Source organism: Microlunatus sagamiharensis (genome assembly GCF_900105785.1).
GTDB lineage: Bacteria > Actinomycetota > Actinomycetes > Propionibacteriales > Propionibacteriaceae > Microlunatus > Microlunatus sagamiharensis.
This window is the reverse complement of record NZ_LT629799.1, coordinates 1756595-1769971: the sequence shown is the minus strand read 5'-3', so window position 1 is coordinate 1769971 and position 13377 is coordinate 1756595. Positions and strand designations below refer to the sequence as shown.

Below are 13377 nucleotides of genomic sequence, written 5' to 3'. Positions count from 1 at the left end.
CCGCCGGGCCCGTAGGTCACCGCTCGCAGGCGATGCCGTCCTTGTCGCGGTCGCTCTTCTTGTTGAGGTCGTAGGTCTTGGTGTCGCGGACGAAGTCGGTGACGTCGCCGCCCTTGTCCTTGGCCCCCGACCGGCCGACGCCGTGCGGGTAGACCTTGGTCAGGGCCGTGCAGTTCTTGTACGTCTTCGGCTTCGGCTTGGCCGGGGGCTTCGGCTTGACGACCACGTGGTCGGCGCCGGAGGTCGCGGCGCCCGTGGTGGTGCTGCCGGCGTACCGGTAGCGGTAGTCGCCCGACCCGCTCGGGGTGACCGAGACCGAGAGCGCGCCCTTGCTGCTGCTCCTCACGGCCTTGACCCGGCGCCAGCCGTCGTCGCCGGAGCCGCGGAACTCGAGGGTCGTCCCCGCCTTGTAGCCCTTCCCCTCGCGCTTGATGCTGCCGGTGACCTTGACCGCCCTGCCCTTCGTCACCGACGACGGCGCGCTGATGGTCAGGCGGACGACCGCGAGTCGCACCTCGACGTGGTCGGCGGGGGAGACGCCCGCCTCGGTCGTCGGGTCCCCGGCGTACCGGAGGCGGTAGCTACCTGTCCGGACCGCCTTGGTCGTGGCCGACAGCGTGCCCTTGGTGCTGCTCCTCACGGTCGCGACCTTCGTCCACGACGCGGAGCCGTCGTCGGCGTGCTCAGGGACCGTCGTGGCCGCGAACGCCTTCCCGGCGCGCCGGACCGTGCCCTTGACGGTGATCGTCGTGCCGACGACGGCCGGTTCCGGCGACGCGTCGACGGTGAGGGCCACGGTGGCCATGGCGGGCGGCGGGGGCGTCACGGGGGAGGGGACGAAGCCGAAGTCCAGGCTGAGGTCCTGCGCGCCAGGTTCCAGCGCGGACGACGTGGCGGAGCCGGTCGAGGAGTCCGACGACGGGTCGCCGACGCCGCTGAGGGTCGGCACCAGGCCGTCCAGCGTCGTGGACGTGGGGTCGACGGCGACGGTGTAGCGGCCGCCGTCGGGCAGCGGTGCCAGCCCGGTGAAGGCGTATGTGCCGTCCGGTGCGGTCGTCTGCGGCCCCCGGACCTGACCGAGGGCGTCGACGACGGGCACCGCGAGCCCGTCCGGGCCGGTCACCGTGAGCCGGACCCCGGCCAGGCCCGGCTCGCCGTCGTCCTGGCGCCCGTCGCCGTCGGAGTCGAGCCAGACGCGGTCGCCGACGGTGACCGAGCCGTCGACCGACGTCGCGTAGAAGGGGGTCACCGCGGAGACCTCGGCGTCACCCGGGACCGTCCGGGCCGTCGCGGTGCTGATGTCCTCGTGGAGGCGGCCGGCGACGACCCCCGAGACCGTCACGGCGCACCGGACGACGGCGCCGGGCTCGACCACGGCCGACCGGTCCTGGTCGCAGACCGGCTCGCCGACCGACCCGTTCCTCACCACGGTCGTCGAGACGTCGAGACCGGAGACGGCCTCGGTGCCGGTGTTGGTGACGACCACCGAGAGGGCGGCGGAGGCGGGGCTCGTGCCGAGCACGGCGGGCTCGTCGGCGGAGCCCCCGGCGGCGAGGCCGTCGGCGGTCACGGAGAGCGTCAGCGCCGGGCCCGCGGTCTCGTCGGCCGCGGCCGGCGCGGTGAGGGCGACCCCGCCGACGAGCAGCGCCGTGACGAGGGCCGCGACGGGGCGGACGAGGGCGAGGGACGAGCGGGGACGCGCGGGCACGGGCGGGCTCCTGGCGGTTCGGGGGCAGCCAGGGGCCACGACTCCCCCGGAGGTCGAGCGAACCGTAGCGGTTCCGCGGCCCGTCGTGGTGCGACGGCGTGATGGTCCGGGCGCTCGTGGCGTCCTGACCGGTGACAGCTCGTACCCGTCGCCCCCAGGAGGTCGCCGTGCCCGCTCGCTTCTCCTCGACCCGAGGCTCCGCCCGTCCCACCGGCGTCCGCGCCGCGCTGGTCGTCGCCGTGCTCGGCGTGCTGCTCGTGCTCGGCGCGGTGCTGGCCCCGGTGCTGGGCACCATCGGCTCCGCCGACGCCGCGTCGGCCGGCGCGCTCGACGTCCCGGTCGGGCGGATCATCCTGGTCGGCGTGCTGGGCCTGCTCGTCGTCCTGGCCCTCGGCGTGGGCCTGTTCCGGACCTGGAGCACCCCGGTGGCCTGGGCCCTCGCCGTCGTGGCCGTGCTGGTGACCCTGGTGGTCTCGCTCTACCCGCTGCTCGTCGCGGCGGACGCGGCGCTGCAGCAGGGCCGCGCCTTCGTCCCGTGGGTCACGGGGCTGGTGGCCCGGCTGCGCGGCTGACCCGCAGCCGGGCCTCGTCGCCCACCCGGAGCGTGCCGCCGCGCACGACCTCGGCCTTGAGCCCGAGGAGCGTGGCGTGCTCCCGACCCAGCGTCCTCAGCACCCGAGGGCCCGCGTCGACGTCGGCGTGCGCCTGGTCGACCATGACGCAGCGCGGCATCGGCTCGCCGAGGCGCAGGACCACCTCCGGTCCCACCGCGAGCTCGGAGCCCTCCCAGCCGTCCTCGACGAACCCCTCGCCCTCGGTCGCGAGCACGAGGTTGGGCCGCAGCCGGCGCGCGTCGAGCACGCCCCCCGCCAGGGCGCCGGCCCGGCGCAGCGACGAGGTCGTGACGAGGTGGACCCCGGAGTCGTCGTGGTAGGTGGTCCTCGACCCGCCGAGCAGCCGCAGCGAGCGCCTGAACGCCGCGCTGAGCGCCTCGTCCGCGCCCGGGTCGCCCGCGCCCCAGCGGCGGCCGTCGGGGTCCTCAAGCCAGACGTCGCCCGGCTCGCCGGAGGCCGAACCTGGGGCCCGCGAGACCCCCGAGCGCCAGCGCAGCAGCCCGTCGAGCTTGCGGAAGCGGTGCGAGGTCTTGCCGCTGCCGAGCTCGCCGTCGTCGGTGCGCACGGCCCACGTACGGTCGAGGACCAGCCCGCGGACGTCCACCTCGGCCAGCTCCAGCACCTGCCCGGCGGTCGACTTCACCGGGTAGCGGTAGAGCGCCTGGACCGTCCCGACCCGCGTCATGCGGGCCAGGATGCCAGCGGGGCCGGCGAGCAGGAGGGGTGGACCGGGGTGGGAACGGGGACGTGGCGGTGACGACGCCCGCCGGCCAGGTCTGCGCGGTGCTCCAGCCGGCCGTGGCGGAGGCCGCCCGGCTGGCGGGTGCGGGTCGCGTGGGTCTGGTCGACGTGACCGGCGGACGGCCCGGCACCGAGGCGAACCTGCACCTCGACGACGTGCTGACGACCTACGCCGGCCAGGGCTCGCTGGGCCGTGCCGGGGCGTCCGTACGGCTGCGCAGCCGCGTCGTCGGCGCTCGGGGTGTGCCCGCGACGCCCGTCCCGGCGATCGTCGCGCGGGAGGCCGTGGCCGTCGAGCGCGACCTCGGCGCCGGCCTGGCTGCCGCCCTCGTCAGGGTGCCGGACGACGCCCTCGCCGTCGTCCTGACGACCTGGGCGCTCTCGCGGCTGCGTCCGGAGCGGCGCCCGGCGTTCCTGCCCGCTCTCGAGCAGTCAGCGGGAGGACGCCCGGTGGCCTGGGTATCGGTGGAGGGCGTCGGCGTGGCGCCGGCGGTGCCGACGCTGGGGGACCGGCCGGCCTCCGGGCACAGCCTCGTCGGCCTGCACCTGGTCGGCGCGGCGGGGCCGCCGCGAGTCCTCGGCCGCTGCTGGTCCCGCGGCGCCGTGCTCTCCTGGTCCTAGTGGTGGACCCGGTCGCCGCCGGGCACCCAGAGGATGTCGCCCTCGGGGCCGTTGACGACGCGGATGAGGATGAATAGCAGGTCGGACAGCCGGTTGAGGTAGAGCAGGGCGGCCGGGTTCACGCCGCCGTCGCCCTCGCTCGTCGCCTCGGTGCCGTACGCCGCCGCGGCGGCCCAGCCGGCGCGCTCGGCCCGCCGGGTCACGGTGCGCGCCACGTGCAGCTGCGCGGCGGCCGGCGAGCCGCCGGGGAGGATGAACGAGCGCAGCGGCGGCAGCTCGTCGCCGAAGCGGTCGCACCACGTCTCGAGCCGCTCGACGTAGGCGTCGGTGACGCGCAGGGGCTCGCGGTCGCCGGGGGCGAGCGGTCGCAGCGGGTTGGACAGGTCGGCGCCGACGTCGAACATCTCGTTCTGCACAGTGGCGAGGACGGCGGCTACCTCGTCGGGCAGCCCGCCGGTCGCCGTGGCCACGCCGATCGCGGCGTTCGCCTCGTCGACGTCGCCGTAGGCCTCGACCCGGAGGTCGTTCTTGCTGACCTCGCTCATGTCGGTGAGGCGGGTCCGGCCGCTGTCGCCGGTCTTGGTGTAGATCTTCGAGAGCACGACCACGAGCACACCCTACGCACGGCGTCCGCACCCGCCGCCCGGCTCGTCGGCGCCGGACGGACAGCCCCGCGTGGCACCCTGGCCCGGTGCTGAGCCGACGCGCCCTCGTGCCCCCCGCCCTCCTCGGTCTGCCCCTGCTGCTCCTCCCGGCCTGCGGGACGGTCCCCGAGCCCGCCCCCGGGAGCGCCTCCTCGGCCGCCCCGACCCCCGGTGCCTCCTCGGTCGAGCCGGACCAGTCCGGGCCCTCCGACAGCGCCTGCGAGTACACCGTCACCGGTGAGGCCGCCCGCCCGGTGCAGCCGCCCACGACCACCGACATCGCCAGCAGCGGCACCGTCAGCTACGTCATGCACCTCACCGAGGGCGACGTCACGCTCAAGCTCGACCGGGCCAAGGCGCCCTGCACCGTCCACTCCTTCGAGTCGCTGGTGGCGCAGAAGTACTTCGACGACACCCGCTGCCACCGCCTGGTCGACTCGGGCATCTTCGTCCTCCAGTGCGGCGACCCGACCGGGACCGGCAGCGGGGGACCGGGCTACTCGTTCCCCGACGAGGTCGACGGCACCGAGACGTACGGGCGCGGGACGCTCGCGATGGCCAACGCCGGGCCGAACACCAACGGCTCGCAGTTCTTCATGGTCTACGACACCTCGCCGCTGCCGCCCAGCTACACCGTCTTCGGCTCCTTCGACGAGAAGTCGCGCGAGGTCGTCGCGGGCATCGCCTCGCAGGGCCAGGACGGCAGCTCCGGCGCGAGCGGCGGCGGGAAGCCGAACAGCCCGGCCGAGGTCAAGAGCATCACCAAGGAGTCCTGAGCGCGGTCCCGGGCGCGGGGCTCAGCGGGGGCGCTCCCGCGGCGGCGGGGTGTCGCGGGGGTCGTGCCGCTTGGGCTTCAGCGAGACGAAGACCGCGGCCACGATGATCAGGCCGAGGCCGAAGAAGCCGCCGAGGATCGAGGCCGCGAAGCCGTTGCCCCGCCCCGCCGGGGAGACGGGCTCCTGGACCCCCGGCGTCGCGTCCAGCGGCACCAGCGTCAGCAGCGTGACGATCAGGTCGTGCACCCGGGCCTCCTCGGCTCGTCGTGACCAGGTTTCCACCGGCCGGCGCCGATCAGTTGCGTCCCGGACGGTGGGTGTTGCTTCACCCCGCCTCCATCAACCGGCGCAGCGCGGACACGAACACCGCGGGCTGGTCGGCGTGCACCCAGTGGCCCGCGCCCTTGACGCGGACGAGCCGGACGCGGGGGAACAGGGCCCGCATCGCGGGCGCCGAGGACGGCTGGACGTAGGGCGAGGTCGCGCCCGCCAGCCAGAGCACCGGGCCCTCGTACGTCCCGAGCGGCCCGTCCGGCCACGCGGCGATCTCGGGGAGGCTGTCGCCCAGCAGGTCGAGGTTCATCTGCCAGCGCCACCGGGCGCCCTCGCCGCTGCCCTCGCGGCGCAGGTTCTGCAGCAGGAAGCCGCGCACCGCGCGGTCCGGGACGCGCTCGGTGACGACGGCCTCGGCGCCCGCGCGGTCGGTGAGCGTGGCGAGGTCGACGGCGCGCATGGCCTCGACGTAGGTGCCGAACCCGCTCACCCCGTCGCTCGTCTGAGGGGCGATGTCGACCACGCAGAGCCGTTCGACCAGCGCGGGGTGGCGCAGGGCGACGAGCATCGCGACCTTGCCGCCCATGGAGTGCCCGACCACCGTCCAGCTCTCGCCGGGGGCCAGCGCGGCGAGGTGGTCGGCCACCTGGTCGGCGACGGCGGGGTAGGAGAAGCGGTCCGACCACGGCGAGCGGCCGTGGTCGGGTAGGTCGAGCAGCGTCACACGGGCGTCGGCGGCGAGCGCCTTGGCGACCTGGGTGAAGTTGCGGCCCTGGCCGAAGAGACCGTGCAGCAGCACCAGCCGCGGACCGGTCTCGCCGTAGGTGGTGCTCGCCAGGCCGCTGTCCTGCGCCGTCCGGACCGGGCTCACGGGCGCCGCTGCCAGCAGCCGGTGTGCCAGTGCCGGCGCTCCTCCAGCGGGCTGGTCACCGCCCAGGAGGAGCCCTCCGCGGGCCAGGCCACGACGTGCGGCGTGCCGGGGAGGACGACCTGCTGGCAGCCGGGGCAGCGGTACTCCTTGGTGGCCCGGGCGCCCGGCACGCTGCGCACCACCCATGCGCCGTCGGCCTTGGTCTCCGAGGCCGCGTGCCCGGCCGAGAGCGGTCGTGCGGCACGCAGGTGCTTGCTGGGTCGGCGGGCCACGCGACCAGTGTTCCAGGCGCGCACCACTAGGGTGGCGCGGTGCGTCTGCTGATCGCCCGGTGCCAGGTCGACTACGCGGGGCGGCTGACCGCGCACCTGCCGATGGCCACCCGCCTCATCCTCGTCAAGGCCGACGGGTCGGTGTCGATCCACGCCGACGACCGCGCGTACAAGCCGCTCAACTGGATGAGCCCGCCGTGCACGCTCACCGAGCGCCCCGCCCCGCCGGTCCCCGAGCCGCTGCCGGACGCCGCCGCGGTGGCCGAGCCCCTGACGGCGGTCTGGGAGGTCCGGGGTCGCGACGGCGACACGCTGCAGATCTCGATCGGGGAGGTGTTCAGCGACTCCTCCCACGACCTCGGGGTCGACCCGGGCCTGGTCAAGGACGGCGTCGAGGCCCACCTGCAGGCGCTGCTCGCGGAGCACCCGGGCAGCATCGCGCCGGGGCTGACGCTGGTCCGTCGCGAGCACCCGACCCCGGTCGGTCCGGTCGACCTGCTGTGCCGCGACGCGGACGACGCGTACGTGATCGTCGAGATCAAGCGGCGCGGCGAGATCGACGGCGTCGAGCAGCTCACGCGCTACCGCGAGCTGCTGAACCGCGACGCCCTGCTCGCCCCGGTGCGCGGGATCTTCGCCGCGCAGAGCATCACGCGCCAGGCGCGGACGCTGGCCGAGGACCGCGGGCTGACCTGCGTCCTCGTCGACTACGACGTGCTGCGCGGCCTCGACGACCCGGGCTCGCGGCTGTTCTGAGCCCGGGCCGGTCGGACCAGCAGCGTCAGGCGCTGCGGCTGTCGAGGTAGCGCACGGCCGTCGCGTCGTCGTCCTGCTGGTCGTCCTGCTGGTCGTCCTGCTGCTCGTCCTGGCCCTCGGCGGGCTGGGCCGGCTGCCCGGAGGACACGTTCTCGAACTCGCTGAACAGGATCTCGGGGACCTCGGGCAGGTTGCCCGCGGTCTCGGCGGCGAGGGCGCTCAGCGAGGCGAGCTGGCCGAGGATCGCCGAGCGGCGCTGGTCGAGCAGCGCCTGCTCCTGGCGCATCTGGCGGCGGCGCCAGGTGTACTCCTGCCGGGCACGCTCGTCGATCGTGGCGGCCTGCTGCTGGGCGGCGGCGATCATCGCCTGGGCGTCGGCGCTGGCCGCGGCCCGGACCTGCTCGGCGTCGGCGATCGCCTCGGCCCGCAGCGCCACCGCCTGCTCGGTCTCGGCAGTCAGGTGCGCGGCCGTGGTGGTCTGCTGGCGGGTCGCGTCGGCGAGCATCGCCTCGACCTGCGCGGCCGCCTCGTCCTGCGCGCGCCGGAGCTCGGCGTAGGTGGCCTCGCGGTGGGCGGCCACGTCGGCGGCGACGGCCGCGGCGTCGCGCTCCGCCCCCGCCCGGGTCTCCTCGGCCTGCAGCACGGCGCTCTGCACGAGGTCGCGGGCCCGGGCGTCCGCCTCGCCACGGACGGCCTCGGCCTCGAGACGGGCGGCGGCGAGCAGCTGCTGGGCCGACGCCTGCGCGCGCTCGAGCGCGGTCCGGGTGTCCTCCTCGGCGCGGCGGTGCAGCTCGTCGAGCTCGGCGAGGCGCGTGCGGCGCAGCTCCTCCAGCTCGCGCGCGGTGTCGTCGCGCATCCGGTCGGCGTCGCGCTGCGCGCCGTCGACCAGGTCGTCGGCCGCCGTGCCTGCGCGCTGCGTGGTCTCCTTCGCCTGCTCCTCGGCGACCCGGAGGATCTCCTTGGCCCGCCCGCCGAGGGCGGAGAAGTCCGGGGTCATCGCCCGCTGGGCGGTGAGCGAGCGGTTCTGGGAGGCCAGGCTGTCGACCTCGCGCTGCAGGGCGGCGAGCTGGCCCGACGTCTCGGCCACGAAGCGCTCCACCGCGTAGCGGTCGTAGCCCTTGCGCGCGGTCGGGAACCGGCTCGTGCCCGGCTCGGAGTCGGCGTGGTCGGTCGTGCTCATCCTGCCCCCTCGGGCGCCGCGGCCCCCTGACGGCGGGGGACCCGTACGACGGCGAGGGGCCAGGCTAGCCGCTCACGGGCACCGCACCCCGGTGCGAACCGCCGACGCGCGGCGGTCCGTCAGGAGGAGGCGGGTCAGCGCGGGGTGCGGCGGGTCCGGGGGGTCGCCGGCTGCGAGCCGGGAGGCGCCAGCAGGGTCGGCTCGCCGTCGACCGGGATGTCCGGCACGACGTCGTCCTCGTCCTCGCCCGCCTGCTGGCCGGTCTTCGCGTCGGCGGGCCCGTCCGTGTGCTCGTCGGGCCGGACCTCGGCCGGTTCCTGCTCCTCCGGCGGCAGGCTGGGGGAGGAGTAGGCCTTGAGCACGGTGCGGTCCTCGCCGTCCTCCGCGACGTCCTGGGAGTCCGGGGCGTCGTCGCCCGCACCGTCCCGGCCGGTGTCCCCGCCGTCGCGGGCGTCGGCGACGTCGCGGTCCTCGTCGAGGTCGGGGAAGGAGGACGCGGTCTGCTGCGCGAGCTCGGACAGGCTGGCCAGCTGGCTGAGCACGGCCGACTTGCGCTGCTGGAGCAGCTCGGTCTCGCGCCGCAGCTGCTGCTTGCGCCAGGAGAACTCCTGCTGCGTGCGCGCGGTGATCGCGGCGGCCTGCTTGCGGGCGGTGGCGATCCGGTTCTCCGCCTCGGCGATGGCGTTGGCCCGCACCTGCTCGGCCTCGCTCACCGCCTCGGCCCGGATGCGCGCCGACTCGGCGACGTCCTCCTCGAGGCGTCCGGTGGACTGGGCGTGGTGCTCGGCGGCCTGGGCGAGCATCGCCGAGGTCTGCACGGTCAGCTCGTCGTGCTCCGAGCGGGCCCGCGCCAGCGACTCCTCGCGCTCGCGGGCGACGTCGGCCCGCGCCTGCGCCACCTCGTGCTCCACCTCGCGGCGCAGCGTCTCGGTCTCCAGGCGGGCGCCCTCGCGCAGGGCGGCGGCCTCGTGCTCGGCCTGCAGCCGCAGGGACGCACCCTCGCGGCGGGCCGCGTCGAGCAGCGCGGCCGCCTCGGCCTGGGCGCGGGCGACCTGCCCGGCGACCTCGCCCTGCAGGCGCGTGCGGAGCTCGCTGATCTCGGTCATGCCGCCGGTGCGCAGCTCGCTGCTGTCGCGCTCGGCCTGGTCGCGCAGCTGCGCGGCGTCGCGGCGCGCCTCCTCGCGGATGCGCTCGCCCTCGAGGTTGGCCGCCGTGGTCAGGTCGTTGGCCTGCTCCTGGGCGAGCCGGAGGATCTCGTTCGCGCGACCGCCCAGGCCCGCGTAGTCCACGTCGTCGGGGTCGACCTCGCGCAGCCGGCTCTCCGAGAGGTCGTCCTGCAGGCCCGTGACCTGGCGCTCCAGCTCGGCGGCGTGGGCGCGCGACTGGACGACGCTGGCCTCCAGCGTGCGCACGTAGTCGTCGACGGCCTGGCGGTCGTAGCCGCGGAGCGCGCCCGGGAAGTTGCCCGCCGCGCTGGCGGTGTCCTCGAACAGTCCGAGTCCGACGTTGTCCGAACGGGCCATGTGATGTCCTTCCCCCTGAGCCGCGGCTCATCCCCCCGGGGGCGGCCCGTCCGGCGGTCGCCGGACCTCGACCAGCTCCACCAGCACGCCACCGGCGTCCTTCGGGTGGACGAAGTTGATGCGTGAGCCACGAGTCCCCGATGCCGGATGATCATAGAGCAGCCGTACGCCTCGGGTGCGGAGCTCGCGGCAGGCCTGGTCGACGTCGGCCACGCGGTAGGCGAGCTGCTGCAGCCCCGGGCCGCTGCGGTCCAGGAAGCGCGCGATCGCCGACGTCGCGCCCAGCGGGGCCAGCAGCTGCACCTGGGCCGCCCCCTCCGGGGCACCCGGCGCGGCGAGCATCGCCTCGACCACGCCCTGCTCGGCGTTGACCTCGCGGTGCACGCACACGAGCCCGAGCACCTCGGTGTGGAAGGCGATCGCCGCGTCGAGGTCGGGCACCGCGATCCCGACGTGGTCCACGGCGGTCACCCCCGGGAGCCCCTGCAGGTGGTCGGCCACGGCAGGAGCCTAGGTGTACTGGGCCAGGACGTTGGTGACACTCGGTTCGAGTGCTTGACGTGAAGAGGACCTCCGAGTGCGGTGGGAGATGTGTCGTCTTCTACCGCTCGGAGGCCCTCAGGTGGCTCACGCTAACGCCCGGCTCAATCGTCATGGTCGGCTGCTGCTGATCGAACGCGTCGTCGTCCAGCACTGGCCCGTCGCCCACGCCGCGAAGGCGATGGGGATCTCGCGCCAGTGCGCCTATCGCTGGGTCCGCCGCTGGCGGGCCGAGGGCGACGCAGGGCTGCTCGATCGGTCTTCGCGCCCGCACCACAGCCCCGGCCAGACCCCGGCCGTGGTCGAGGAGGCGATCACGACCGACCGGGTCGAGTACCGCCGCGGGCCGGCGTGGATCGCCGCTCGGCACCCGGTCTGCGCCCGGACGGTGTCGCGGGTCCTGGTCCGTCACCAGCTGCCCAGGCTGGCCGTGCTGGACCCGGTCACCGGCGAGGTGATCCGCGCGTCGAAGACCACCGCCGTCCGCTACGAGAAGGACGCCCCGGGCGAGCTCGTCCACATGGACGTCAAGAAGATCGGCCGGATCCCCGCCGGCGGCGGCTGGCGCGCCCACGGGCGCCTCGCGACCAACAGCGACAAGCACAAGCGGGCCCTGATCGGCTACGACTACGTCCACTCGGTCGTCGATGACCACTCCCGGCTCGCCTACTCCGAAGTACTTACCGATGAGAAAGGCGTGACGTGCGCGGCGTTCCTCGAGCGCGCGCTGGCCTACTTAGCCGAGCGAGGAGTCGACCGAGTCGAGCGGCTGATGACCGACAACGCCTTCGCCTACCGCTACTCCCTCGTCACGGTCTGCGCCGAGCACGGAATCGCCCAGAAGTTCATCAAGCCGCACTGCCCCTGGCAGAACGGCAAGGCGGAGCGCTACAACCGCACCCTTGCCTCAGAGTGGGCCTACCGACAGGTTTGGACGTCGAACGCCGCCCGCGCTGCAGCGCTTGCTCCCTGGGTCGAGCACTACAACACTGAACGAGCCCACTCCGCACTCGATGGACTCACCCCACTCGCGCGACTGTCACCAACCTCATGACCGGGTACACCTAGGCCGCGGCTGCCAGACTGGGCCCGCCATGGTGACCGCGCTCGATCCCGCCGCCCTCCTGGAGGGCGTCCGCGAGGGGCGGCCGCGGGCGGTCGGCCGGGCCATCAGCCTGGTGGAGGCCTCCTCGCCGCTCGTGCCGGCGCTCGTCGCGGGGCTGGCGCCCGACACCGGGCGCGCCCTCGTCGTCGGGCTGACCGGGTCGCCGGGGGTCGGCAAGTCCAGCGCGGTCGGTGCGCTCGTCGCCCGGCTCCGCGAGCGTGACCAGCGCGTCGGGGTGCTGGCCGTCGACCCGACCTCGCCCTTCTCCGGCGGTGCGGTGCTCGGCGACCGCGTGCGCATGCAGGAGCACGCGCTCGACCCGGGGGTCCACATCCGCTCGATGGCCACCCGCGGCGAGCTCGGCGGGCTCGCCGCCGCGGTGCCCGCGGCGCTGCGCGTGCTCGACGCGGCGGGGTGCGCGACCACGCTGGTGGAGACGGTGGGCGTCGGCCAGTCGGAGGTCGCGGTGGCCGCCACCGCCGACGTCACCCTCGTGCTCCTGGCCCCGGGCGCCGGCGACGGCGTCCAGCTGGCCAAGGCGGGCGTGCTCGAGGTCGCCGACGTGCTCGTGGTGAGCAAGGCGGACCGCGACGGCGCGTCGGCGCTGGCGCAGGAGCTGCGGGCGATGGTCAACCACGGCCGCACCGAGCCGGGCGCCTGGGCGCCTCCGGTCGTGCTGCTGTCGAGCACGGACCGCACCGGGCTCGACGAGGTGCTCGGGGCGGTCGAGGACTTCGTGGCGCACCAGCGCGCCTCCGGCGGCTGGGAGCGCCGGCGCGCCCGCCGTGCGCGCGGCGAGGTCGAGCAGCTCGTCCTCGCCCGGGTGCGGGCCGACGCGCCCGGCGGTGGCGGGGAGCTCGACCGCGTCGCGGCCGAGGTGGCGGCGGGACGCCTCGACCCGTACGAGGCGGCGCGGCAGCTGCTCGACACGCCGTCGGGTCGCTGACTCACCGGCGTGGCACCACCACCGACGTCGCCGCGTGCAGTAGAAACGTGGCTGGCCCTGAGCGGCCCGGCGCCCGGGCCTGCCGAGGTGCCGACCGGATCGACGAGGGGGCGGACGCATGACCAGGTGGGTGAAGCGTTTCCTCTTCGTGCTGGTGGTCGGCTTCTGCCTGTTCTACGTCGTGAACCAGCCCGAGGGCGCTGCCGCCGCGGTGCGCACGGCGTTCCTGGCGGTGGGCAAGGCCTTCGGGTCGATCATCACCTTCTTCACCAGCCTCGCCTCCTGACGGCCGGGCGCCGCCCGTGCTCGCCTGGCTGGACCCGCACGTCGACCAGTACCTGCTGCGTGCGCAGGACGAGTACGTCGTCCGTGAGGTGCGCAAGCACTGGGTGGCCAGCGCATTCGCCTGGGCCCGGTTCGTGGTGGCCGTCCCGGTCGTGGTGAGCGCGTTCGCGTACACGGGGGCGGTGTTCTGGGTCGTGCTCGTGATCGGTCTCGCCCTGGGCGGTCAGGCGCTGTTCCGGGTGCTCGACGAGCACCGCGACCGCTTCGTCATCACCAACATGCGCGTGTTCCGGGTCCACGGGACCTTCAGCACCCAGCGCGCGAGCGTGCCGCTGGGTCGCATCCTCGACATCACGGTGAAGAAGCCCCTGCTCGGGCGCCTGCTGAACTACGGTCACTTCGTGTTCGAGTCGGCCGCCCAGGTGCAGGGATCAGCGAGATCCGCTTCGTCGCCGACATCGACGGGCGCGATGCGGTGCTGCAGGACACGATGCAGCGCGCCGGCCTCCGGGCGACGGCGCC

At 75.0% G+C, this 13377-nt stretch carries 16 protein-coding genes and 1 pseudogene; 8 read left to right on the top strand and 9 right to left on the bottom strand.

Annotation, left to right across the window (positions count from 1 at the left end; genetic code table 11):
• Positions 1-16 precede the first annotated feature (16 nt).
• Positions 17-1708: an SdrD B-like domain-containing protein gene (locus BLU42_RS20840; protein ID WP_091073989.1), complete on the bottom strand. Its 1692-nt coding sequence runs from the start codon at positions 1706-1708 to the stop codon at positions 17-19.
• Between the two features lie 167 nt (positions 1709-1875).
• Here BLU42_RS20840 and BLU42_RS07970 point away from each other — a divergent pair, with 167 nt between their 5' ends.
• Positions 1876-2280, top strand: a complete 405-nt coding sequence (locus tag BLU42_RS07970) for a hypothetical protein (protein ID WP_091073988.1) — start codon at positions 1876-1878, stop codon at positions 2278-2280.
• Here the strand turns inward: BLU42_RS07970 and BLU42_RS07965 are convergent.
• Positions 2249-3007, bottom strand: coding sequence for an MOSC domain-containing protein (locus BLU42_RS07965; protein WP_091073987.1), 759 nt, complete (start codon positions 3005-3007; stop codon positions 2249-2251). The genes BLU42_RS07970 and BLU42_RS07965 overlap by 32 nt on opposite strands.
• 68 nt (positions 3008-3075) lie before the next feature.
• Here BLU42_RS07965 and BLU42_RS07960 point away from each other — a divergent pair, with 68 nt between their 5' ends.
• Positions 3076-3684 (top strand): DUF2332 family protein, encoded by a 609-nt coding sequence (locus BLU42_RS07960; RefSeq protein WP_091079793.1) that lies wholly within the window; start codon positions 3076-3078, stop codon positions 3682-3684.
• On the opposite strand, the gene BLU42_RS07955 is transcribed toward BLU42_RS07960, so the two are convergent.
• Positions 3681-4292, bottom strand: a complete 612-nt coding sequence (locus BLU42_RS07955) for a cob(I)yrinic acid a,c-diamide adenosyltransferase (protein ID WP_091079790.1) — start codon at positions 4290-4292, stop codon at positions 3681-3683. The genes BLU42_RS07960 and BLU42_RS07955 overlap by 4 nt on opposite strands.
• 83 nt (positions 4293-4375) lie before the next feature.
• Between BLU42_RS07955 and BLU42_RS21040 the strand changes: the two genes are divergently transcribed.
• Entirely contained in the window at positions 4376-5104 is a 729-nt protein-coding gene (locus tag BLU42_RS21040) for a peptidylprolyl isomerase (RefSeq protein WP_197680666.1), read from the top strand.
• A 21-nt stretch (positions 5105-5125) separates the two neighbouring features.
• On the opposite strand, the gene BLU42_RS07945 is transcribed toward BLU42_RS21040, so the two are convergent.
• The 3 genes from BLU42_RS07945 to BLU42_RS07935 form a co-directional block, all read right to left on the bottom strand.
• Entirely contained in the window at positions 5126-5350 is a 225-nt protein-coding gene (locus BLU42_RS07945; RefSeq protein ID WP_091073986.1) for a hypothetical protein, read from the bottom strand.
• A gap of 79 nt (positions 5351-5429) precedes the next feature.
• The gene (locus tag BLU42_RS07940; protein ID WP_091073985.1) at positions 5430-6248 is read right to left on the bottom strand and encodes an alpha/beta fold hydrolase; all 819 of its coding nucleotides are present in this window, start codon (positions 6246-6248) and stop codon (positions 5430-5432) included.
• Positions 6245-6520 carry a hypothetical protein gene (locus BLU42_RS07935; RefSeq protein ID WP_091073984.1) on the bottom strand — a complete coding sequence of 92 codons (276 nt, stop codon included), beginning with the start codon at positions 6518-6520 and terminating at the stop codon, positions 6245-6247. Before BLU42_RS07935 ends, BLU42_RS07940 begins: the two co-directional genes overlap by 4 nt.
• 39 nt (positions 6521-6559) lie before the next feature.
• Between BLU42_RS07935 and nucS the strand changes: the two genes are divergently transcribed.
• Positions 6560-7276 (top strand): endonuclease NucS, encoded by a 717-nt coding sequence (nucS, locus tag BLU42_RS07930; protein WP_091073983.1) that lies wholly within the window; start codon positions 6560-6562, stop codon positions 7274-7276.
• Between the two features lie 25 nt (positions 7277-7301).
• Here the strand turns inward: nucS and BLU42_RS07925 are convergent, their stop codons facing one another.
• The 3 genes from BLU42_RS07925 to mce form a co-directional block, all read right to left on the bottom strand.
• Positions 7302-8456: a DivIVA domain-containing protein gene (locus tag BLU42_RS07925; RefSeq protein WP_091073982.1), complete on the bottom strand. Its 1155-nt coding sequence runs from the start codon at positions 8454-8456 to the stop codon at positions 7302-7304.
• 134 nt (positions 8457-8590) lie between these two features.
• Complete coding sequence (locus tag BLU42_RS07920; RefSeq protein WP_091073981.1) at positions 8591-9979, bottom strand: DivIVA domain-containing protein; 1389 nt, start codon at positions 9977-9979, stop codon at positions 8591-8593.
• Between the two features lie 27 nt (positions 9980-10006).
• The gene (gene mce, locus BLU42_RS07915) at positions 10007-10480 is read right to left on the bottom strand and encodes a methylmalonyl-CoA epimerase (protein WP_197680665.1); all 474 of its coding nucleotides are present in this window, start codon (positions 10478-10480) and stop codon (positions 10007-10009) included.
• Positions 10481-10601: 121 nt separating this feature from the next.
• Between mce and BLU42_RS07910 the strand changes: the two genes are divergently transcribed.
• From BLU42_RS07910 to BLU42_RS21345, 4 genes and pseudogenes are all read left to right on the top strand, one after another.
• Positions 10602-11573, top strand: a complete 972-nt coding sequence (locus tag BLU42_RS07910) for an IS481 family transposase (RefSeq protein ID WP_091079479.1) — start codon at positions 10602-10604, stop codon at positions 11571-11573.
• 40 nt (positions 11574-11613) lie between these two features.
• Positions 11614-12570 carry a methylmalonyl Co-A mutase-associated GTPase MeaB gene (gene meaB / locus BLU42_RS07905; protein ID WP_091073980.1) on the top strand — a complete coding sequence of 319 codons (957 nt, stop codon included), beginning with the start codon at positions 11614-11616 and terminating at the stop codon, positions 12568-12570.
• A 118-nt stretch (positions 12571-12688) separates the two neighbouring features.
• On the top strand, positions 12689-12856 hold the full coding sequence (locus BLU42_RS20835) for a hypothetical protein (protein WP_172825766.1): 168 nt from the start codon (positions 12689-12691) through the stop codon (positions 12854-12856).
• A gap of 277 nt (positions 12857-13133) precedes the next feature.
• A pseudogene (locus BLU42_RS21345) lies at positions 13134-13217 on the top strand (PH domain-containing protein); the annotation flags it as partial.
• Between the last annotated feature and the right edge of the window lie 160 nt (positions 13218-13377).

Excerpts from the sequence above, each read along its gene's own strand:
- meaB (WP_091073980.1), top strand. The coding sequence starts at position 11,614 with ATGGTGACCGCGCTCGATCCCGCCGCCCTCCTGGAGGGCGTCCGCGAG.
- BLU42_RS07920 (WP_091073981.1), bottom strand. The coding sequence starts at position 9,979 with ATGGCCCGTTCGGACAACGTCGGACTCGGACTGTTCGAGGACACCGCC.
- BLU42_RS07965 (WP_091073987.1), bottom strand. The coding sequence starts at position 3,007 with ATGACGCGGGTCGGGACGGTCCAGGCGCTCTACCGCTACCCGGTGAAG.
- BLU42_RS07925 (WP_091073982.1), bottom strand. The coding sequence starts at position 8,456 with ATGAGCACGACCGACCACGCCGACTCCGAGCCGGGCACGAGCCGGTTC.
- BLU42_RS20835 (WP_172825766.1), top strand. The coding sequence starts at position 12,689 with ATGACCAGGTGGGTGAAGCGTTTCCTCTTCGTGCTGGTGGTCGGCTTC.